Consider the following 21,146-nt stretch of genomic DNA (forward strand, 5'->3'; position numbering starts at 1 on the left):
TGCCGGTACTTACAAAAGGGGACTCACAAATGATTGTGATGCCTACAACTTACAGCCCAAAAACCGTAGCAAGGTCATTCAAGCTCGTTGATGAGTTTGAGCTTTCCGGGCGAGTGCTACATGTTATTTTTGATAGCCAGACGCCAAGAGCTGCGATTATTGAAGCGGATATCGAAACCTTCGATGGGGTGCCCCGGCATCGGGTTGTTGCTGCCCTGGATTTACAACGTAAAACGCATTTAGGTGAAGATATCATTGCTGTCGAGCGCTGTTGGGAAGATGCCAGCGTTATTCAGGTAGAAGGTATCTGCGTTGATCCCGCCGAGCGTGACAAGGGACTGGCAACTCGTCTGTATGAAGCCCTGGTATTACAGTGTGGCGTGACGCTTGTCAGCGACTTTGAACAATATGAGGGTGGGAAGATGCTCTGGCAGAAAATTGCCCGCGAGTCTGACCAAATCGCCGTATTTGTTCTCGATACCGAGCAGGGAGCATTTTGGCCGTATGATGGTAGCAAGGTTATCTATGACGGAGGGTGTATCCCCGAAGATCGTATCTGGAGCCATTCGCCGGATCAAAAATGCTATGGCATCGTCCTGGTCGCAGAAAATAAACAGCGTGCGAATCAGTTGATGGAAGACCCTGGGCACAACTGAATTTGAGATTCCTCCGCTACCCCCGTTCCCAGCCGTTCATTATCGTAAGGTCAGTTCACCTGCGAGTCTGGCCTTATGAAACGTTACTCAACCGCTCTGTTATTCGGTCTGCTGTCTCTCACCAGCCAACTGGCTCATGCCGATATTGTTGATGATGCTATTGGCAACATTCAGCAGGCGATCAACGATGCCTATAATCCCAGCAGCAGTCGCAGCAGCAGCGATGACGATCGTTATGACCGCAGCCGTCAAATCGACAGCAGACAGTACGACGATCGTCGTCGACAGCTTGAGGACAGACGACGCCGTTTAGACGAGCGTCAGCGTCAGCTGGATGACGATCGCCGTCGGTTAGAAGAGGATGAGCGCAGGTTAGAGGACGATTACGATCGAGGCTAAGTGCGGCCTGTTGCCCTCACCCCAACCCTCTCCCACGGGAGAGGGAGAAAACCTAATCCAGCACCAGCACCATCCCGTCATACCCCGCTTCAATGCCGTCGGGCAGCGGATTATCCATCATCCACACGTCAAACTGATGGCTGATGTGGGTCAGGATCACCTGCGGGCAGCCAATCGCCTCGTTTAGCGCAATCACGGTATTTAAGTCGCAATGGTTTCGCGGCGTCTCGTCGCGCGGTGCATGGCTGCAGTCGATAATCATCGCCTGCGGCTGATTGTTGAGCAGGAACTTCACTGTTTTTTCCGGCAGCCCGGCGGTGTCGGAAAGCCAGGCCACGCGGCTGTGGGCCGACTCCAGCAAATACCCGAAGGTCAGTTTTGAATGGTTGAGCGGCAGCGGCGTGACCCGCATCCCCTGAAGTTCAAACATCACAAACGGTTCGACCGTGTGGCTGAAATCCAGAATCCCCGGGTGTTTAAACAGGTCGTCGCATCCCGCTTCATCCGGCGGACCGTAAACGGGGATCGTCGCGCCAACGCCCCAGCGCAGGGGGAAGAGACCCTGAACGTGATCCATATGGTAATGGGTGAGCAAAAACTGCTGGAAGCTGCCTGCGGGCCAGTCGTCCATCAGGTGCGGAATGCCCGCGTCCAGCAGCGTCATCGCATCGTTGAATTTGACCACCGCGCTACAGGGGCGACGGCGATAGGTCTCCTGCAGGCGCGCCCGGCGACACGCCGCGCAGTCGCAGCCAAAGACCGGCACCAGCTGGGCGCCGCCCGTTCCCGTCAACGTGATTGTCAGACTCATAACGCACCTCTACAGCGGTTTGGTGAATCGGAAATGGCTCTGCGTGTATCCTTCACGAACGTAAAAACGGTGCGCGTCTGTGCGCTTCACGCTGGTGGAAAGTTCGGTCAGCTCCGCGCCGGCCTGCCGTGCCACCTCTTCCGCCCAGGCCAGCAGCTGGCTTCCCACCTTTAACCCACGCGCCTGCGGCATCACCACCAGTTCCTGGATTTCGCCGATCCAGCGCGCGTGATGGAGGTGAAACTGCATGTGCAGGCCGATCATGCCGACAACATGTCCGCCCAGCTCGGCAAGCTGGTAGCGCATATTGTGATCCTGGAGGTTGGCAAGAAATCCGGCGTGGAACGCCTGATGGTCGAACTCTGCCTGTTTCAGTTCGCAGATCAGGGCATAGACAATCTGCGCATCGTCGGCAGTAGCGGGGCGAAGCTGGCAGTCAGGCATGCTGTTTCTCCTTCTGACGGATAAGCGATAAAAAGGTATCGACTGACTGTAGCAAACTTCCGTCGTTATTGAGGATGTGGCAGTCGGACGGGGCATAGCGGGCCGCACGCTCTAGCCGCTGATCGATCTCACGGGCTGATTCACGCCCCCGGCTCTGCAACCGGCTGCGCAGAACGTCCGGCGAAACCTGCAGACAGACCGGTAGCAGGGCTGCTCCATAGCGGGCGCGCGCCTGCGGAAGATGCGCCCGCGAGCCGTTAACCAGCACATCGAACCCCGCATGCAGCCACAGATCGGTCTCAATGCCGATCCCGTAGTAATAGCCGTTGGCATGCCAGCTCAGCGCCAGCAGGTTTTGCCCGGCACGGATGAAAAACTCCTGCTCGCTCAGGGCGATATGGTTTTCACTCCCTGCATTGGCCGCGCGGGTAATATAGCGGTGCGCCACCAGCAGCTGCGGATGTTCCCGCTGCCGTAAGGCGGACAGCAGGCTGTCCTTACCGGAACCTGAAGGCCCCATTAGCCAGATTAATCTCCCCATCAGAACACCCTTTTTCCCTGACGCCAGACGTGGTCGATATGAACGTGCTCGCCCTTACGGTGGGCGAGTACCAGGTCCGCACGTTTCCCTTCGGCAATTTCTCCGCGATCGTGAAGGTTAAGCGCCGAGGCCGGGTTTTTCGTCACCAGGCGAATCGCCTGCGGCAGCGTAAAGCGGTTGCCCTCGTCGTCGGCCACTCGGAACGCCGCATCCAGCAGGCTGGCGGGGTAGTAGTCGGACGAGAGGATATCCAACAGGCCGAGGGAAGCGAGCTTGCTTGCCGCAACGTTGCCGGAGTGCGAGCCGCCGCGCACGATGTTCGGTGCGCCCATCAGCACGTTCATGCCGTGCTTGCGGGAGGCTTCAGCCGCCTCGAACGTGGTGGGAAATTCGGCGATCACGCTGCCAAGCTGGTGGGATTCAAGCACGTGATCGTGCGTGGCGTCGTCATGGCTGGCCAGCGCGATATTGCGGTCACGACACATCGCGGCAATTTTGAGGCGGTTAGGCTGCGACCACTGTGCCGCCAGCGCCAGCTGCTCTTCTTCGTAACGGGCCATCTCCGCATCGCTGAGCGAGTATTTGCCCTGATAGTATTCGCGATACTTTTCAATGTTGGCGAACTGACGCTGTCCCGGCGAGTGATCCATCAGAGAGACCAGCGAGACCGGCTCGCGCCCGACCAGCTTTTCAAACAGCGGCAGGGTGGTGTGGTGCGGCAGCTCGCAGCGCAGGTGCAGGCGGTGCTCGGCGCGGTTGAGGCCACGCTTTTGCGTCTCCTCCACGGCGTTGATCATCTTCTCCAGGTTCTCCAGACGGTCGCCGCCGTCGCGCACGTCGCCAATGGCCACCGCGTCCAGCACGGTAGTGATGCCGCTGGCGACCATCAGCGCGTCGTGGCTGCTCATGGCTGAATGGGCGGGCCAGTCCACCTTTGGGCGCGGGGTGAAAAATTTATCCAGATTATCGGTATGCAGCTCAATCAGCCCCGGCAGCAGCCAGCCGCCGTCGCCGTCCATCGCTTCAGGGGTTCGGCTCTGGGTTTCGGCAAAGGCGCGAATAACGCCGTCCTGGATCTCGATTGAGCCGCTAACCACTTCATTTTCCAGCACCAGCCTGACGTTATTGATAATCATGCGTTTGTCCCCATCGGGTGCAGTCTGTCTGCGACGCGGCTGCGAACGGTTTCGTCGTGGAAGATCCCGACGATCGCCACGCCGCGCGCTTTGGCCTGTTCGATCAGCGCCACTACGGCCGCGCTGTTTTTATCGTCGAGCGAGGCGGTGGGCTCATCAAGCAGCAGAATCGGGTAGTCGACAATAAAGCCGCGGGCGATATTGACGCGCTGCTGCTCGCCGCCGGAAAAGGTCGACGGGGCAAGGTGCCACAGGCGCTCGGGCACGTTGAGGCGCGTCAGCAGGCTGGCGGCTTTGGCGGCGCAAGTTTCGCGCGGCACGCCGAGATCCAGCAGGGGCTGCATCACCACGTCCAGGGCGGAGATCCGCGGGATCACCCGCAGAAACTGGCTGACCCAGCCGATCGTCGTGCGGCGCACGTCCAGCACCTTACGCGCCGGAGCCTGTACCAGGTCGACCCACTCATCGTTGTGGCGAATGCGAATGTGGCCTTCGTCGGGCAGATAGTTGGCATACAGGGAGCGCAGCAGGGTCGATTTTCCGCTGCCGGAGTGGCCGTGCAGCACTACGCATTCGCCCTTGTTTACCTCTAACGAGGCGTTTTGCAGCACCGGCAGGCGCACGCCGTTTTGCTGGTGGAGCACAAAGGTTTTACTTACGTTTTGTACGCGGATCATGTTGGCCTCTTAATTCTGCAATACGGACGACACCAGCAGCTGGGTGTACGGATGGTGCGGATCGTCGAGCACGCGGTCGGTTAATCCACTTTCCACCACCCGACCCTGCTTCATCACCAGCAGGCGGTCCGCCAGCAGGCGCGCGACGCCCAGATCGTGGGTGACAATGACCACCGCAAGGTTCAGATCTACCACCAGGCCGCGCAGCAGGTCGAGCAGGCGCGCCTGCACCGAGACGTCCAGCCCGCCGGTGGGTTCATCCATAAACACCAGCTTCGGGTGCGTGACCAGGTTGCGGGCGATCTGCAGGCGCTGCTGCATACCGCCGGAGAAGGTGGTGGGCAGGTCGTCGATGCGCGAGGCGGGGATTTCAACTTCTTCCAGCCAGTGCTGCGCCGTAGCGCGGATATTGCCGTAATGGCGCGCGCCGGTGGCCATCAGGCGTTCGCCGATGTTGCCACCCGCCGAGACCTGACGGCGCAGGCCGTCCATCGGGTGCTGATGCACCACGCCCCACTCGGTTCGCAGCAGGCGGCGGCGCTCGGCCTCGCTCATGCCGTAGAGGGAGTGTCCCTGATAGAGTATCTCGCCGTGTTGCGGCGCGAGGCGCGCGGAGATGGACTTCAGCAGGGTGGTTTTGCCGGAGCCAGACTCGCCGACGATCCCCAGCACTTCGCCCGGCCACAGCTCGAACGACACGTCGCTAAAGCCTTTGCCCGGCGCATACAGGTGGGTCAGGTTGTTAACCGAAAGCAGCGGTTTCATTGGCCGTTCGCCTCGCTCTGTTGGCGGCAGAAATCGGTGTCGGAGCAGACAAACATCCGTTTGCCCGTGTCATCCAGCACCACTTCATCCAGATAGCTGTGTTTGGATCCGCAGATGGCGCACGGCTCGTCCCACTCCTGCACCGTAAACGGGTGATCGTCGAAATCCAGGCTTTCGACACGCGTGTAAGGCGGGACGGCGTAGATGCGCTTTTCGCGTCCGGCGCCGAACAGCTGCAGGGCGGGCATCATGTCCATCTTCGGGTTATCGAATTTCGGGATCGGCGACGGATCCATGACGTAGCGCCCATTCACCTTCACCGGGTAGGCGTAGGTGGTGGCGATATGGCCGAAGCGGGCGATATCCTCATACAGCTTCACCTGCATGACGCCGTACTCTTCCAGGGCGTGCATGGTGCGGGTTTCGGTTTCGCGCGGCTCGATAAAGCGCAGCGGCTCCGGAATTGGCACCTGGAAAATCAAAATCTGATCTTCAGCGAGCGGGGTTTCCGGAATGCGGTGGCGGGTCTGGATCAGCGTCGCGTCTTCGGTTTTTTCGGTGGTGGTGACGCCGGTGACGCGCTGGAAGAAGCTGCGGATCGACACGGCGTTGGTGGTGTCGTCCGCGCCCTGGTCGATGACCTTCAGCACGTCCGCCTCGCCGATCACGCTGGCGGTGATCTGAATACCGCCCGTGCCCCAGCCGTAGGGCATCGGCATTTCGCGGCCGCCGAACGGCACCTGATAGCCCGGAATGGCCACCGCTTTTAAGATGGCGCGGCGGATCATGCGTTTGGTTTGCTCATCCAGATAGGCAAAGTTGTAGCCGCTTAAGTTAGCCATGTTTGCGCTCCCGTTGCAGGCGTTTCAGCAGTTCCAGTTCGGCCTGGAAATCGACGTAGTGCGGCAGCTTGAGGTGCGAGACAAAGCCCGCGGCCTCAACGTTATCCGCGTGGGCCAGCACGAACTCTTCGTCCTGCGCCGGGCCTGCAACGTGCTCGCCGTAGTCCGGTGCCTGCAGCGCACGGTCAACCAACGCCATCGCCATGGCCTTGCGCTCGCCGAGGCCAAACACCAGCCCGTAGCCGCGGGTAAAGTGCGGGTCTTCATTTTCGGGCGCGACAAAACCGTTCACCATTTCGCATTCGGTCATCAGCAGTTCGCCGACGTTGACGGCAAATCCCAGCTCTTCCGGCACGATTTCGACGTCGATATAGCCGCTGCGGATCTCGGCCGCAAACGGGTGGTTGCGCCCGTAGCCGCGCTGGGTGGAGTAGGCCAGCGCCAGCAGATAGCCTTCGTCGCCGCGCATCAGCTGCTGCAGGCGGGACGAGCGCGAGCACGGGTAAACCGGCGGCGTGCGGGTGATGTCATCCGGCTGCGCGTCTGAATCCTCTTCCGCCTTCGCCAGACCCTGTTTCGCCAGCAGGCTGAAAACGTGCGGAGACGGTTCTTGTTCGGCGTCAGAGGTACTGAGCGGCGGGGTTTCGCCGTTCGCCAGCAGGGTAAAATCCAGCAGGCGGTGGGTGTAGTCACAGGTAGGGCCAAGCAGCTGGCCGCCGGGAATGTCTTTATAAACGGCAGAAATGCGGCGCTCCAGGCGCATCTCCGCCGTGTTCACCGGCTCGCTGACCGCCAGTTTGGCAAGCGTGGTGCGGTAGGCGCGCAGCAGGAATATAGCTTCCACGTTATCGCCGCTGGCCTGCTTCAGGGCCAGCGCCGCCAGCTCGCGGTCGGCGATGCCACCTTCGGTCATCACCCGGTCGACGGCGAGGTTAAGCTGCTGTTCAATCTGGGCGACGCGCAGCTCGGGCAGCCGTTCATCGCCCCGTCGTCTGTGCGCCTGCAGCGCATGGGCGGCGGCGATGGCCTTCTCGCCCCCTTTGACGGCAACGTACATCAGCACACCTCCACGTGGGTGGTCCGCGGGATCGCCAGCAGGCGCTCGCCGCAGGTCAGGATCAGGTCAATGCCCAGCGGGAACGGGTGCGGGCGCTCGGTCAGCTCGTGAATGATGCACTCCGGCAGCTGTGGCGCGACCATGCGCTCGTCGGCGATGCCTGCCCCCGTGAGGCGCAGCATGCGGCCGCCGCTGAGGCTGGAGACCTGCAAAATCAGCGTGGCGCTGGTCTCCGGGGCGACGGCGCTGCCTTCGCTCAGGTCGTTGAGCTGCTCGTGGCTGATGTGCTCGTCGGCCACGGCAAAGACCGCCTGCCGGGGCTGATCGACCAGCGGGGCGCCGGTGTGAAAGCGCAGGTTCTGGCTGGCGATGTCGTTCGACAGCGCGCCCGAAAGCCATACCGGGGTGTCGTTATCGGCAAGCGTCAGCAGCACGCTGGTGGTGGCCAGATTCAGCGGCAGCCAGCCCTGGGAGAGCTGGTGCAGCGAAACAATCACGCCCGGCTCGCTCATCGCTTTCAGCAGGCGACGAAAACTGTGTTGGGCATCCTGGACGGCCAGGGTAAAAGCAGGTTGAAGCGTCATGCGTTGTCTCCGCGAACGAGCGTAAAGAAGTCGACCCGGCTGGTGTTTACTTCGGCCTGACGTGCGGCAATGCGCGCGGCGCGGTCGGCTTCCAGTGGGGCAATAAGGGTTTCCATTAACGTCTGGAAATAGGACTGTTCCTGTAAAAGCGCGTCGATCACCGCGCAGCGCTCGGCGTGCGCTTTGTCGCGCCCGAGCACGTAGCTGTAGCCCAGCGTGCCGCTGTTCAGACGGATCGCCGCGCGGGTGAGGGTGGCGTCTCCGGCGAAGAAGCGCTCGCCGGTGCCGCCCATGCGCGCCTGGATCTGAACGAGGCCGATCTCCGGGGCGCGGAGGGTGTCGTAATCGGGTGCCAGACTAAGGGCGCTCATGCGGGCAGAGAGCGCGGCAGGCTGGCTGTGGGCCAGCACGCGCATCCAGCGCTGTCGGGTGGCGGTGTCGAAGTGCATTCAGTGCTCCATGGTGAATTCGATCATGTCGGCGCGGGTCAGGCTGACGGAGTATTCCGTCGCGTCGATCTCGCCGTCACGGTGGTTGAGGGTGCGTACGCAGAGCAGCGGGGCCATATTGGGAATTTCGAGCACCTTGCTCTCTTTCGCCTGCGCGCGACGGGCGCTGATGCGCGTCTGGGTGCGCTTGAGTGCAATGCCTGTCGCATCCTGAAGAAAATCATGCAGCGACCCGCTGGAGAAATTCTGCAGCACGGGCCAGAGGGCGAGGTCCGCGAAGTAGTGGTCTATCTGGCATACCGCCACGCCGTTAACGCGACGCAGGGTGCGCAGGTGGATGACGTTATCGCCCTCCTGAATCCCCAGCGCGTCCGCCACGTGGCTGGAGGCCGGACGCAATACCGAGAGCAGCTTTTCGCTGGTCGGGTGGCTGCCCTGATCCAGCAGGTTCTGGCTGAAGCGCGCCTGGGCGTTAAGCGGGTAGTCGAACGGGCGCATCAGCACCAGCACGCCCACGCCCTGACGGCGCTGGACCCAGCCGCGCTCGACCAGCTGGTCAATGGCGCGGCGCAGGGTGTGTCGGTTCACCTCATAGCGGTCGGCAAGCTGCTGTTCGGCGGGGAGGTAGTCCCCGCAGCGGTAGTGCGTGCGTAGCTCCACTTCGAGCTTTGCCGCAATCTCTTGCCAGCGGGTGGGGTAACTGGTCGGATGTCTGGATAAGTGCATAGAAAACAAAGCCTCGCTTCTCAGATGAAGTGCTTACGCAAACGTTGAGAGAGGAAATCCAGCAGGCTGACGGTGACGATGATGAGTACCATCAGGGCGCAGGTTTGCTGGAACTGGAAACCGCGAATCGCTTCCCACAGGGTGACGCCAATCCCGCCTGCGCCGACCATGCCGACGACGGTGGCGGAGCGAACGTTGGACTCAAAGCGGTACAGGGAGTAGGAGATCAGCAGGGGCATCACCTGCGGCAGGACGCCGTAGAGGATCTCTTCGATTTTGTTGGCGCCCGTTGCGCGGATGCCTTCCACCGGGCCGGGCTCGATGGCTTCGACCGCCTCGGAGAGCAGCTTGGAAAGCACGCCGGTCGTGTGGATGAACAGCGCCATTACGCCGGCGAACGGACCCAGGCCTACGGCGACCACGAACAGCATCGCAAAGACCATTTCGTTGATGGCGCGGCAGGCGTCCATCAGGCGACGCATCGGCTGATACACCCACCACGGCACGATGTTTTCGGCGCTCATCAGGCCAAACGGAATAGAGAGAACGACGGCAAGGGCGGTGCCCCAGACGGCGATTTGCAGGGTGACCGCCATTTCGCTGAGATAGTCCTGCCACTGGCTGAAGTCCGGCGGGAAGAAGTCGGCGGCGAAGGTCGCCATGTTGCCCGCGTCTTTGAAGAGCAGCAGCGGATCCATTTCCGCGCCCTTCCAGGAGATAACCAGCACCGCCAGCAGGATGGCCCAGCTAATGAGCGAGAACCAGCTGCGCTTTGGCGGTGGGAGGGTGATGGTTTGCATGTTTGACTCCTTAATCCGTTCTCCCTCTCCCTGTGGGAGAGGGCCGGGGTGAGGGCATCAGCGTGCGCATTTCCCCCTCACCCTAACCCTCTCCCTCAAGGGAGAGGGGACTTGAGTTACTGCACCGCTTTATTCACGCTGGTCATCGCGCCTAGCGCGGCGGTCAGGCGGTCGAGGTCTTCAAGCTGGGCCTGAATCGCGGCCACTTTGCTGGTCTTCTCCTCGTCCTTCAGGCCTTTGTTGTCCTTCACGCCCTGCATCTCTTTAAACAGCGCCAGCTGGCGAATCGGGACCAGCTGCAGGTCGCTTGACGGGCGGAACGGTGCCCAGCCCAGACGTTCCAGGACCGCTTTCTCTTCCGGCGTTTTGCCATAGGTCATAAAGAAGTCGTACACCTTGTCCTTGGTGCTTTCGGACAGGTTTTTACGCCACACAATCGGGTCGCCGGGGATCAGCGGGGATTTCCAGATAACCTTGATCTCTTTCAGCTTGTCCGGTGCGGAGGTCTTCAGCTTGTCGAGGTTTTCGGTGTTGTTGGTGGCAACGTCCACCTGCTTGTTGGCGACGGCCAGAGCGTTGGTTTCGTGGCTGGCGTTGACGGTGCGCTTGAAGTCGCTGGCGGAGGCGTTGTTTTTGGCGAAGACGTAGTAGCCAGGGACAAGGTAACCCGAGGTGGAGTTCGGATCGCCGTTGCCGAAGGTCAGCTCTTTGCGTTTGGCGAGCATGTCGTTGAGGTTGTTGATCGGGCTGTCTTTGTTGACGATCAGCACGCTCCAGTACCCCGGGGAGCCATCTGCCGCGACGGTCTGGGCAAAGACCTGGCCGTTCGCGCGGTCCACCGCTTCCATGGCGGAGAGGTTGCCGTACCAGGCGATGTCCACTTTGTTAAAGCGCATCCCCTGGATGATGCCCGCGTAGTCCGGGGCGAAGAAGGCGTTCACTTTGATCCCCAGCTTGGTTTCCATATCTTTCAGGAACGGTTCCCACTGGGGTTTCAGGTTCTGCTGTGATTCCGTCGAAATAATGCCGAAGTTCAGCGCTTTTTCCTGCTCTTGTGCATACGCCGGGCTTAGGAGGGTGCTGAGGCTGAACATGCTGGTAAAGGCCAGCGCGGCAACGGCTTTGTAGCTCATGTACTTTCCTCGGATCGGGTTTAATTAAGCAGCCTGCGCGTTCTCTTCGACGCGGTTAACGCTGCGGTAGAGATGGTCAAAACGTTCGTTATCAAACTGATGGCTCGCGCCATCAAAGAACACGTGTCCCTGACGCAGGGCGACAATGCGTTCGCAGTAGCGCAGGGCGTAATCCACCTGATGCAGCGTGACCACCACGGTAATGCCGTCGTTCTGGTTAATGTCGCGCAGGGTCTCCATCACGATGCGGGCGGACTCCGGATCCAGCGAGGCAATGGGTTCGTCAGCAAGAATGATTTGCGCTTTCTGCATCAGGGCGCGGGCGATGGCGACGCGCTGCTGCTGTCCACCGGACAGGGTGGAAACGCGCTGGTGGGCGAAATGCGCCATGCCGACGCGGGTCAGCGCCTGTAAGGCTTCCTGCTTTTGGGAAGGGGAGAACCAGCGCAGGCAGGTGCGCCAGAACGGGGTGCTGCCAAGCGCGCCAATCAGCACGTTCTCCAGCACCGTCAGGCGGTTTACCAGGTTGAACTGCTGGAAGATGTAGCCCGTCTGGGCGCGGCTCTTACGGATATCGCTGGCGAGACGCCCCGCGCGCTGCACGGTATTGCCCAGCAGCTCGACGTGGCTTTCCGGCGTTTTATCGCAGATGATAAGGCCGCTTAAATGACGCAGAAGGGTGGATTTACCTGAACCAGATGGCCCGAGAAGCGCCACCATGTCGCCCTGCTGGACGGTCAGATCAACGGCATGCAGAGCCTTATTGTGATTGAAGGTCTTGCTCAGTTTCTCGACGCGGATGACAGTTTGCATGTGCTGGGCCTCATGATAAATGTGGCCTCATGCTGGCGCATCAATGTGACATTTGGGTTAAGTCTGGGTTGCGGGAGTTTGAAGAGTTGAGCGGAGTTTGATGACAGGCGGAGGCAGAACGCCCCCGCCCGAAAATTAGTGCTGCTGTTTAACGACGTTAATCATCCACGGCACGCCGTATTTATCGGTGACTTTACCGAAACCGTGTGCCCAGAAGGTTTCCTGCCAGGCCATTTCGATATTCCCGCCCGCGGCGAGGTTGTCGAACCAGCGCTTGCCTTCATTGACGTCCTGGGTATCGAGTACCAGCGTGAAACCCGCGTACTGAGCGTTGCTGCCCGGCGGCATCCCGTCGCTCATCATGATATCGCTGCCTGCAATGCGGACGTTGGAGTGAGCGATAGCGGAATCCGGAAATTTCATACCGGACGGACAGCCTTCCTCGCTGTTATCGCTTTTTGGCATTTCGCCGAAGGTGATTTTATAGAGAGGCTCTGCGCCGACGGCTTGCTGGTAGAAGGCGGTGGCCTCTGCGCAGTTGCCGGCGAAAGAGATGTAGGGACTTAACGGCATAATCTTTACCTCACGTAAGAAAAGCCCATTAAGTGTAGTTCCCGAAAGCCCGGTAAGCGAAGCGCCACCGGGCGGGTAAATCAGTTCTTTTTCACGAACTCTGATTTCAGTTTCATCGGACCGAAGCCGTCAATTTTGCAGTCGATATTATGATCGCCTTCCACCAGACGGATATTCTTCACTTTGGTGCCAATCTTCAGCATGGAAGAACTGCCTTTTACTTTCAGGTCTTTAATCACGGTTACGCTGTCGCCGTCCGCCAGCAGATTGCCGTTCGCATCTTTTACGACAAGTGCATCAGCATCGTGTGATGGTTCGGCATCATTCCATTCGTGAGCGCATTCCGGGCAGATGAACATGCCATTATCTTCATAGGTGTATTCAGAATTGCATTTCGGGCAGTGTGGGAGTGACATATCGGTATCCTCAAAAAGTGTAAACGCGCTGGAAGTGCCAGCTAAATGACGGCAGCGTGCCGAAAAAGGCGGCAAGTATAGCGCAAATCCACACGGTTGTCGGTGATATTGTGAATTAAAAAAGATGCAAAAAGCGTATCGGGAGTGACACTTCCTGTCAGTCAGTTAAGCGATGCTTACGTCATTAGCACGGTGGGAAAAAATTGATGCTAAATATATCGAATATTTTATTGCAGCAAATTGCTACGCCCCTCCATTTCGGATAAGGTGAAGCAACACATCGTTATTTATCTCCTGACCTCGCTGCCATACATATCTTTTGGCAGGGGCGTATTACCTCTCTTTTTAGATGGGTAAATAATGATGATATATCCTGAAGTTTCTTAAAATTGGGCTACGCTTTTTTCTTTTGGCTGTCAGGCCAGGAGGAGAGCTTTACACGCCATGCAAGGATAGCGAATTATTTCTGATTATCATCAATTAGTTATATTTCGGCGAACATGTTTTCCACACGTGATCATATAAGCCTGAACAACATAATTAATACCAGTGGCTTAATAAAAGTAATAAATTTGCGTTAAGGAAAGTCTTTTATCATGCACACACAGACCATTTTTGAATTAAGCCAGGAAGCCGAGCGTTTGTTACAGCTCGCCCTGCAAAATCTTGATACGTTGAAATCAATGCCGGCTGCGATGCTGGAGAGCACAGCGGCTGCCATTACGGGTGAAAAGAACAACGTTTTACCTTTGCATTTTAGCGCGCGCGGCGTCGATGCACAGCAGGCGATGCTGAATAATGAATTACGGAAAATAACCCGGCTGGAAATGGTTCTGGCTATTGTTGGCACCATGAAAGCGGGGAAATCGACCACCATTAATGCGATTGTAGGGACCGAAGTGTTGCCGAACCGCAATCGTCCGATGACGGCGCTTCCCACCCTGATTCGGCACACGCCGGGTCAGAAGGACCCGGTGCTGCATTTTTCACATGCCTCGCCGATTGATGAATTGATTCAACTGCTCCAGAAAAAGCTATGCGATTACGATCGGGGGAAGCTGGCCCAGCATCTTGAAATTGATAAAGACATGAATACGCTGCTGGAGCGCATTGAAAAAGGAGAAGCTTTTGAGAAGCATCACCTTGGCGCGCAGCCGATATTTCATTGTCTGAAAAGCCTCAACGACCTGGTGAGACTTTCCCAGGCGTTAGGTGTGGCGTTTCCGTTCTCTGAATATGCGGCTATCGAACATATTCCGGTCATTGAAGTGGAGTTCGTGCATCTTGCGGGTCTGGATGCTCATCTCGGACAGCTGACGCTGCTCGATACGCCCGGACCGAATGAGGCCGGACAGCCACATCTGCAAAAAATGCTCAACGAGCAATTGTCCCGTGCGTCGGCGGTGCTGGCCGTGATGGATTATACCCAGCTTAAATCCATCTCTGATGAAGAAGTTCGCCAGGCCATTTCCGCGGCGGGAAAATCAGTGCCGTTATATGCGCTGGTCAATAAATTCGATCAGAAAGATCGCAATAGCGACGATGAAGAGCAGGTCCGGGCGATGATCTCCGGTACCTTAATGAAGGGCAATATTTCACCTGGCCAGATCTACCCCGTTTCATCCATGTGGGCATATCTGGCGAACCGCGCGCGCTACGAGATGAATACCCACGGACAGCTGCCGGATCATCAGGAGCAGCCCTGGGTGCAGGATTTTGCCGAGGCTGCGCTTGGACGTCGCTGGCGCACGGCGGACCTGGACGATATCGATCATATTCGTCATTCTGCCGATTTGCTCTGGGAAGATTCGCTGTTTGAACAACCCATACGCAAATTGATTTACGCCGCCTATGCCAATGCCTCGCTATACGCGCTGCGTTCGGCTTCGCATAAGCTCCTTAATTACGCACAAAATGCCCGGGAGTACCTCGACTTCCGCTATCAGGGTCTGACGGTTGCCTTTGAGGCGCTGGAATTGAATATTGCACGTTTGGAAGAGGACACGGCGCTTCTTCAGACGCGCCAGTGCGTCGTGAGCGATGAGGTGAAACATGAAGTTGAGGAGGCGCTGAACGCCACTGCGGACTTTATGGGGGCCCAAAAAATCGCGCTTAACCAGGCGATTGGCGAGGTGTTCAGCGCTCGGCATATTCTTGATTTGGCAGGCATCGCTCGGCAGAACCCTCACGGTGGCGAGCCGCACGAGCTGAAGCAGCTGGTTCTGGACGATGAAGGGCAGGCGCAGATCGCGCTGAATAAAATCCGCTCCTCCTGCGAGCTGGTGATGCTGGATGCGCAGACGAAGATTTGCCGGGAACTGGCGTTACGCTTCGACCAGCTTGAGTCTACGCTGGCGCGTTCCCTGAACGAAGCCATGCGCCCTATCGAAGCACGTATTAAAGAGCATCTGAGCCATGCGGGTTTTCGGGCGCGAATCAGTTTCCCGGCGTTTCAGGCGAGCCAGCTTAACTTCAATACGCGGGCGCTGTTTAACGATGCGATTGCGCAGGATGACAGTCAGGCAGACCCGCCATCAGGCGGGAGCAGCATGCGGGAAACGGTCTCTCGCTGGCTCAATAATCCGGGCTGGGGCTGGGATGAGTATGTGGAAACGCGCACGCGCTATGTTATCGACATTGCGCAGCTACATGACAAATTTAAGCAACATATTGAGCAGTTTTGTGAACAAATACGTAAAGCTTTGTCCGCGCAGGTCGATGTCTCTGTTACGGCAGGAATGGCAACGTTCTTTGCAGAATTTTCGTTGTGCCTGACCGGGTTACAGGAAAGCTTGCGTGATAGCCTCGCAGTGCGTCAACAGAATGAGCATTCAACCCGAGCGCTCTGCCAGTTGTTGAAGCAAAGTATCACTACTGCGACGTGGATACAGGAAGATACCCGACTGTTACGCGATGATATTCAAACTCTATTCGCGGCAGAGCAACCATGACAACACCACTACTGGACGGCCCCGGGCGAACGCTGGAGTGTATTAATCCAAAATTTATGGTCGATCTGGTGCAGGGGGGAGACGCGGCGCGTCATCCTCACCTGGGACCACAGCAGCTTCAGTTTCGTGAGCGTTTGACGCAGGAAATCATGACGCATACCCGGCTACGCCCCTGGGCGATGGCGGGGATGCTCAATGAAAATGCGGGGCTGCGCCTGGGGCTGGCGGAAAAACTGGCCGGCATGCTTGATCCGGGTCATCTCGCGCTGACGCTGATGGCTGAGAAGCTGATTGCTTTGCGCCAGCAGACTCACCCGCGCGCCCCGCAATCCCCTGGGCTGATGCAGCAATACGGTGAACTCGCTTCTCATTTTACCCAACGCGCAGCATATAAAGAAAAGGCGCTGACCCAGCGCGGGCTCACGGTGCAGGCGGGCGAGCACAGTGAGCAGATTTTTACCCGCTGGCGGGCCGGGCACTATGATGGCTGGTCGCTGGCCGGGCGCTGTTTTATTGTCCTGGAAGAGCTGCGCTGGGGGGCATTTGGTGATGCATGCCGCCTCGCGAATGAAGATGTGGCGGCAATGCTTAAGGATAACCTGCGCAGCATGGCGGCTAACTATCTGGCGCAGGGCATTAATGCGTCACCCACGACCCGCCATTTCTATCACCAGTGGCTGACAACGCCGGCCTCTCCGGGTTTAATCGATCATAAAGACATGCTGGGGTGGCTGGGGGACTGGTGTCAGGCGGATCAACATCCGGTGAGCTGGTCAGTCACGCAAAACTGGCAGACCGTCGCGCTGGGTATGCCGAGGCTCTGTTCGGCAAAACGGCTGGTTGACGGGATGGTGGAAGAGATTTTTGGATGATTCCTTCCCCCTCACCCTAACCCTCTCCCCGCAGGGGAGAGGGGATGGTTTGGTGCGGTGTGTTAATGATTCATTTCTATTGGTTTCGGTTCAGGCTGGGCCTCTTGCATATTCCCGTAGCGTTTCGCATACAGCGCCGTGATGATTGGCACCAGAATCGCGGTGACAATGACGCTGGCGGCAACCAGCGCCGTCGCTGAAGCGGCCACCGGTTCAAAGGCCGGGTTAATCTGGGCAATAATCACCGGGTTTGCGACGGCAGCCCCTGCGGCTGAAGAGGCGGCGACGCCGGCCGTGCCGTTTCCTCCTCCGATCACGCGGTCGGCAATGATCAGCGGAATACCGGTAATGACGATCACGGCGACCCCCAGCACAATACCCAGCAGGCCGGTATCGAGGATAACCTTCAGATTAATGGTGTTCCCCAGTGCGAAGCCGAAGAACGGGATCAGCACCGGCGTGGCTTTGCTGAAGAAATCACGCAGATCGTGATCGAGATTGCCAAGGGCAAAGCCGATCAGGAAGGGCAGGATCGCGCCGACAAAGTGGTGGGGTTCAAAAGAGGCCAGGCCAGCAGACCCCAGGATCAGCATCGTCATCAGCGGGCCAGACTCAAGAGACATCAACACAAATGCGCCGGACTCTTCTTTCGTCCCGTACTGGTTCATCAGGCTGGCGTACAACCCACCGTTAGTCATATCCATTGCTGAGACAATCGCCAGAACCGATAATCCCGCGAAGAACCCGGTTTGAATTCCAGTCTCCGGGATGAACATCGCGCATATCATTGCTACCGCCCAGGCTACGGCTATTTTGGTTATCACCAGCGTGCCGGATTTCCGTATTACAGTACCTGTTGCCCGCAAATTAATGGATGCGCCGATACAAAAAAACCAGACAGCAAGAATCGGAACCGTGCCCGTTATCATGCCTTTTGTGAAACCGCCAAAATAAGCCCCGGTATCAGGGGCAAGGGTATTCAGGATGGCGCCCAGTACCAGCGGAACCAGCATCATACCGCCGGGTATGCGTTCTATCGTGGCTTTAATCTTCATGGACAAACCTCACATCGGAGCCCGCAGGACGGGTGACAGGTGTTAAAAATTAGTCAATAAATTCAATTAATTGCTCTTGTCGCTTGCGGTGTTTTTTCGATAATCCTGCACGCATAATTAAATGTGTGCTCTCGATTAACCTCATTCTGTAAAACATAAAACGCTGAATTCAGATTTATCATGCGATCATTGGAATATCGATTCAATGAAAATAAAACATCGTTTTAGTTATCTTTGTCACATATTCAATGTAAAACCTGAGTCCGGTTCCTGTTGATGGAAATTTATGTAAATTTGATGTGAATTAACGTGGTTTGTTTTTCTGTTACGAAAGAAATAATGACGTGCGTGAGGATGCTCTTTAGGTAGGTTAAGGAAGTGCTTATTGGCACTCCTTGACAAAAATTTGACTGGGTTGACCGGACGCGAAAATATGTGTGAAGTTGATCACAAATATAAACGCTGGTAGGGTAAAAAGGTCATTAACTGCCCAGGCAGGCGTCAACAGGTTCGGTTGTATCGGCGTAAAACGTCAATGTAAGTAAACCTGCTACGCTTGAATAAGGCGATTCGCATGGAGCGGATCCCATGGTTCACAGAACGCAAACTGGACTGTGAAACAGACAGGGCCGAGTCAACGAGGATAGCTATGCTAAGAAGGAAAAAGATTAAACCCATCACGCTTCGCGACGTCACCATTATTGATGACGCAAAGCTGCGTAAAGCCATTACCGCAGCCTCGCTCGGTAATGCGATGGAATGGTTCGATTTTGGTGTCTACGGCTTTGTGGCCTATGCGTTAGGTAAAGTGTTTTTCCCCGGGGCCGATCCCAGCCTTCAGATGATTGCCGCACTGGGTACGTTCTCCGTTCCCTTCCTGATTCGCCCGCTGGGTGGACTGTTCTTCGGTATGCTCGGCGATAAATATGGCCGTCAGAAAATCCTTGCCATCACCATCGTCATTATGTCGATCAGTACATTCTGTATCGGCCTTATCCCGTCTTACGCCACCATCGGCATTTGGGCACCGATTCTGCTGCTGATTTGTAAGATGGCTCAGGGCTTCTCCGTGGGTGGTGAATACACCGGCGCCTCGATCTTTGTTGCCGAGTACTCTCCGGACCGTAAGCGCGGGTTTATGGGAAGCTGGCTGGACTTCGGCTCGATTGCCGGGTTTGTTCTGGGCGCGGGCGTGGTGGTGCTGATTTCAACCGTAGTGGGGGAAGCGAACTTCCTCGACTGGGGCTGGCGTATCCCGTTCTTCCTGGCATTGCCGCTGGGGATCATTGGTCTCTACCTGCGTCATGCGCTTGAAGAAACGCCCGCGTTCCAGCAGCACGTCGATAAGCTGGAACAGGGTGACCGCGAAGGGCTGCAGGATGGTCCGAAGGTGTCGTTCAAAGAGATTGCCACTAAGCACTGGCGCAGCCTGCTGACCTGTATTGGTCTGGTGATTTCGACCAACGTGACCTACTACATGCTGCTGACCTACATGCCGAGCTATCTGTCGCATAACCTGCACTACTCGGAAGATCACGGTGTCTTGATTATTATCGCCATCATGGTCGGTATGCTGTTTGTGCAGCCGATTATGGGCCTGTTGAGTGACCGTTTTGGCCGTCGACCGTTCATTATTCTGGGAAGCGTTGCGCTGTTTGCGCTGGCAATCCCGGCATTTATTCTGATTAACAGCGATGTGCTGGGGCTAATTTTTGCCGGTCTGCTGATGCTGGCGGTGATCCTTAACTGCTTTATCGGGGTGATGGCCTCAACGCTGCCCGCGATGTTCCCGACCCACATTCGCTACAGCGCGCTGGCCGCGGCCTTTAACATCTCGGTGCTGATTGCCGGTCTGACCCCAACGCTTGCCGCCTCGCTGGTGGAGAGCACGCAGAACCTGATGATGCCGGCTTATTACCTGATGGTGATCGCGGTGATTGGTTTGATTACCGGTATTACCATGAAGGAGACGGCGAATCGTCCTCTGAAAGGCGCCACGCCTGCGGCATCGGATATTCAGGAAGCGAAAGAGATCCTGCGGGAGCACTACGATAACGTAGAGCAGAAGATTGAGGATATTGACGCAGAGATTGAAGAGCTGCAGAAAAAACGCTCCCGACTGGTGGACCAGCATCCACGCATCAACGAGTAATAAAAAAACCCGCCAACGGCGGGTTTTCTTTTATTAGCATCCGGCGGCGATGTAGTCGCCATTGGCACTGATGGGGATCACCGTCAGGAACAGCACCGTCGCGAACAGGATCAGGACTATCCCTCCGGCTATTTTGACTGCCGGTACGAGCCATCTTAATGAGGTGCTTTCTCCGAACCAGCTCACCGTGCGCTCGCGGGCGTAGCGTACTGCCAGTGAAAGCCCCACGATAGAAAGCGCGGTTCCCAAAGACATGGTCATGACTGCGGCCACCCCCCAGGTGACAATGCCCAGCGCGTTCGAAAACATCAGAATCATGATCGCCCCGCTGCACGGGCGTGCGCCAATTGCCAGAATGACACCCAGGCGTGTTTTCCAGTCGCTTTGTGTCAGGTTTGCCCCCACGCCATGATGACCGCAGCCACAGTGCTCATCGTGCTGATGAAGCGGTTTGATAGCTGAGATCGTTAACCTGTGTGGACGCAGGCTCTTCAGCGCCTGGTAAATAACAAACGCGCCAAATGCGCCAATAAGCACTGCGCTTATCTTCTCCACGTACCAGCGGCTGGTACTGATATCCCCTGAGGCGAGGTTAAACCCCACCGCCAGAATAAAGACAAACAGAATGGCGCTCACGCCCTGCATCAGGCTACCCAGGAAGGGGACGACCCGGGCGGCCAGCTCGCTTTCCTTATTTGTAGTCAGGTAGGTCGTCACAATGAATTTTCCATGCCCGGGGCCAATGGCGTGGAGAACGCCATAAAGGAAAGCTCCCGTTAACAGCCATAATCCGCCGCTGTACTGGTGGTTATTAAGCTGCAGCAGATACATCACCAGATAACGGTGCAGCGTAATTTGTGTGGCGAGACACCACTGGATAAAAGCGTTCCAGTGCGCATGCAGGGTAAAACCGGCAAAGAGGATCGCCAGCAGCATCACTCCTGCTGTAGGGAGACGCCAGTCACGGGCGAGGCGTTGTGTGGTCATGAGGATGGGCCTGCACAGAGGAGAGTATTTGCCGCTAGTATAGTTGATCTTCCCGCTCAATTCGTAGGATCGCATCGCGATCCGCTCATGATTGTGGATAACTTTGTGTATAAAAGGGTATAAGGCGGGGTTTTGCTGGGGAATGCAGCAGTCAGTAATTTTTTTTCAACTTTTCGGTTGCGGTCGTTCGGGAACTCCCTATAATGCGCCTCCATCGACACGGCGGATGTGAATCACTTCACAAACAACCCGGTCGGTTGAAGAGAAAAAATCCTGAAATAACGGGTTGACTCTGAAAGAGGAAAGC

General features: G+C 57.2%; 23 protein-coding genes. 5 read left to right on the forward strand and 18 right to left on the reverse strand.

What is annotated here, in order from left to right; all coding sequences use genetic code 11:
- Positions 1 to 29: 29 nt before the first annotated feature.
- Together ACDO57_RS21495 and yjdP are read left to right on the forward strand one after the other, a co-directional pair.
- Complete coding sequence (locus ACDO57_RS21495) at positions 30 to 656, forward strand: GNAT family N-acetyltransferase (RefSeq protein WP_032650635.1); 627 nt, start codon at positions 30 to 32, stop codon at positions 654 to 656.
- 75 nt (positions 657 to 731) lie between these two features.
- Positions 732 to 1,055, forward strand: coding sequence for a DDRRRQL repeat protein YjdP (yjdP, locus tag ACDO57_RS21500; protein ID WP_032650638.1), 324 nt, complete (start codon positions 732 to 734; stop codon positions 1,053 to 1,055).
- A gap of 52 nt (positions 1,056 to 1,107) precedes the next feature.
- On the opposite strand, the gene phnP is transcribed toward yjdP, so the two are convergent.
- The 16 genes from phnP to ACDO57_RS21580 all read right to left on the reverse strand — a co-directional run bounded on the left by phnP (position 1,108) and on the right by ACDO57_RS21580 (position 12,822).
- The gene (gene phnP / locus ACDO57_RS21505) at positions 1,108 to 1,866 is read right to left on the reverse strand and encodes a phosphonate metabolism protein PhnP (RefSeq protein WP_267215754.1); all 759 of its coding nucleotides are present in this window, start codon (positions 1,864 to 1,866) and stop codon (positions 1,108 to 1,110) included.
- A 9-nt stretch (positions 1,867 to 1,875) separates the two neighbouring features.
- Positions 1,876 to 2,310: an aminoalkylphosphonate N-acetyltransferase gene (gene phnO, locus ACDO57_RS21510; RefSeq protein WP_024906746.1), complete on the reverse strand. Its 435-nt coding sequence runs from the start codon at positions 2,308 to 2,310 to the stop codon at positions 1,876 to 1,878.
- Positions 2,303 to 2,854: a ribose 1,5-bisphosphokinase gene (gene phnN / locus ACDO57_RS21515; RefSeq protein ID WP_090420717.1), complete on the reverse strand. Its 552-nt coding sequence runs from the start codon at positions 2,852 to 2,854 to the stop codon at positions 2,303 to 2,305. Before phnN ends, phnO begins: the two co-directional genes overlap by 8 nt.
- Positions 2,851 to 3,987, reverse strand: a complete 1,137-nt coding sequence (phnM, locus tag ACDO57_RS21520; RefSeq protein WP_370884575.1) for an alpha-D-ribose 1-methylphosphonate 5-triphosphate diphosphatase — start codon at positions 3,985 to 3,987, stop codon at positions 2,851 to 2,853. The genes phnN and phnM overlap by 4 nt, the downstream gene beginning before the upstream one ends.
- A complete protein-coding gene (gene phnL / locus ACDO57_RS21525) occupies positions 3,984 to 4,664 on the reverse strand; it encodes a phosphonate C-P lyase system protein PhnL (RefSeq protein WP_370884576.1) in 681 nt (226 codons plus the stop codon). Before phnL ends, phnM begins: the two co-directional genes overlap by 4 nt.
- Before the next feature lie 9 nt (positions 4,665 to 4,673).
- Entirely contained in the window at positions 4,674 to 5,429 is a 756-nt protein-coding gene (gene phnK / locus ACDO57_RS21530; protein ID WP_148769101.1) for a phosphonate C-P lyase system protein PhnK, read from the reverse strand.
- Positions 5,426 to 6,271: an alpha-D-ribose 1-methylphosphonate 5-phosphate C-P-lyase PhnJ gene (locus tag ACDO57_RS21535; RefSeq protein ID WP_148769100.1), complete on the reverse strand. Its 846-nt coding sequence runs from the start codon at positions 6,269 to 6,271 to the stop codon at positions 5,426 to 5,428. The genes phnK and ACDO57_RS21535 overlap by 4 nt, the downstream gene beginning before the upstream one ends.
- Positions 6,264 to 7,328, reverse strand: a complete 1,065-nt coding sequence (locus ACDO57_RS21540) for a carbon-phosphorus lyase complex subunit PhnI (protein ID WP_370884577.1) — start codon at positions 7,326 to 7,328, stop codon at positions 6,264 to 6,266. The genes ACDO57_RS21535 and ACDO57_RS21540 overlap by 8 nt, the downstream gene beginning before the upstream one ends.
- On the reverse strand, positions 7,328 to 7,912 hold the full coding sequence (gene phnH / locus ACDO57_RS21545) for a phosphonate C-P lyase system protein PhnH (RefSeq protein ID WP_048990324.1): 585 nt from the start codon (positions 7,910 to 7,912) through the stop codon (positions 7,328 to 7,330). The genes ACDO57_RS21540 and phnH overlap by 1 nt, the downstream gene beginning before the upstream one ends.
- Complete coding sequence (phnG, locus tag ACDO57_RS21550) at positions 7,909 to 8,361, reverse strand: phosphonate C-P lyase system protein PhnG (RefSeq protein ID WP_148768856.1); 453 nt, start codon at positions 8,359 to 8,361, stop codon at positions 7,909 to 7,911. Before phnG ends, phnH begins: the two co-directional genes overlap by 4 nt.
- Positions 8,362 to 9,087, reverse strand: a complete 726-nt coding sequence (gene phnF / locus ACDO57_RS21555) for a phosphonate metabolism transcriptional regulator PhnF (RefSeq protein WP_020882813.1) — start codon at positions 9,085 to 9,087, stop codon at positions 8,362 to 8,364.
- 20 nt (positions 9,088 to 9,107) lie between these two features.
- Positions 9,108 to 9,887 carry a phosphonate ABC transporter, permease protein PhnE gene (phnE, locus tag ACDO57_RS21560; protein ID WP_023334213.1) on the reverse strand — a complete coding sequence of 260 codons (780 nt, stop codon included), beginning with the start codon at positions 9,885 to 9,887 and terminating at the stop codon, positions 9,108 to 9,110.
- A 116-nt stretch (positions 9,888 to 10,003) separates the two neighbouring features.
- A complete protein-coding gene (gene phnD, locus ACDO57_RS21565) occupies positions 10,004 to 11,020 on the reverse strand; it encodes a phosphonate ABC transporter substrate-binding protein (protein ID WP_024906756.1) in 1,017 nt (338 codons plus the stop codon).
- Positions 11,021 to 11,044: 24 nt separating this feature from the next.
- Positions 11,045 to 11,833, reverse strand: coding sequence for a phosphonate ABC transporter ATP-binding protein (gene phnC / locus ACDO57_RS21570; RefSeq protein ID WP_148768857.1), 789 nt, complete (start codon positions 11,831 to 11,833; stop codon positions 11,045 to 11,047).
- 135 nt (positions 11,834 to 11,968) lie between these two features.
- Complete coding sequence (gene yjdN, locus ACDO57_RS21575; protein WP_024906758.1) at positions 11,969 to 12,406, reverse strand: VOC family metalloprotein YjdN; 438 nt, start codon at positions 12,404 to 12,406, stop codon at positions 11,969 to 11,971.
- Positions 12,407 to 12,486: 80 nt separating this feature from the next.
- Positions 12,487 to 12,822 (reverse strand): zinc ribbon domain-containing protein YjdM, encoded by a 336-nt coding sequence (locus ACDO57_RS21580; RefSeq protein WP_023310096.1) that lies wholly within the window; start codon positions 12,820 to 12,822, stop codon positions 12,487 to 12,489.
- A 596-nt stretch (positions 12,823 to 13,418) separates the two neighbouring features.
- Here ACDO57_RS21580 and crfC point away from each other — a divergent pair.
- Both crfC and ACDO57_RS21590 read left to right on the forward strand, forming a co-directional pair.
- The gene (gene crfC, locus ACDO57_RS21585; protein ID WP_148768858.1) at positions 13,419 to 15,773 is read left to right on the forward strand and encodes a clamp-binding protein CrfC; all 2,355 of its coding nucleotides are present in this window, start codon (positions 13,419 to 13,421) and stop codon (positions 15,771 to 15,773) included.
- Positions 15,770 to 16,645, forward strand: a complete 876-nt coding sequence (locus ACDO57_RS21590; RefSeq protein WP_024906760.1) for a diguanylate cyclase regulator RdcB family protein — start codon at positions 15,770 to 15,772, stop codon at positions 16,643 to 16,645. The genes crfC and ACDO57_RS21590 overlap by 4 nt, the downstream gene beginning before the upstream one ends.
- Positions 16,646 to 16,707: 62 nt before the next feature.
- Here ACDO57_RS21590 and kdgT read toward each other — a convergent pair whose 3' ends face one another.
- Positions 16,708 to 17,700: a 2-keto-3-deoxygluconate transporter gene (gene kdgT, locus ACDO57_RS21595; RefSeq protein ID WP_024906761.1), complete on the reverse strand. Its 993-nt coding sequence runs from the start codon at positions 17,698 to 17,700 to the stop codon at positions 16,708 to 16,710.
- Between the two features lie 649 nt (positions 17,701 to 18,349).
- On the opposite strand from kdgT, the gene proP reads away from it, so the two are divergent.
- Positions 18,350 to 19,852 (forward strand): glycine betaine/L-proline transporter ProP, encoded by a 1,503-nt coding sequence (proP, locus tag ACDO57_RS21600; protein ID WP_024906762.1) that lies wholly within the window; start codon positions 18,350 to 18,352, stop codon positions 19,850 to 19,852.
- A gap of 33 nt (positions 19,853 to 19,885) precedes the next feature.
- On the opposite strand, the gene ACDO57_RS21605 is transcribed toward proP, so the two are convergent.
- Entirely contained in the window at positions 19,886 to 20,839 is a 954-nt protein-coding gene (locus ACDO57_RS21605) for a nickel/cobalt transporter (RefSeq protein ID WP_148768859.1), read from the reverse strand.
- Positions 20,840 to 21,146: the final 307 nt, after the last annotated feature.

This window comes from Enterobacter cloacae complex sp. 2015409 (assembly GCF_041365315.1).
Taxonomy (GTDB): domain Bacteria; phylum Pseudomonadota; class Gammaproteobacteria; order Enterobacterales; family Enterobacteriaceae; genus Enterobacter; species Enterobacter pseudoroggenkampii.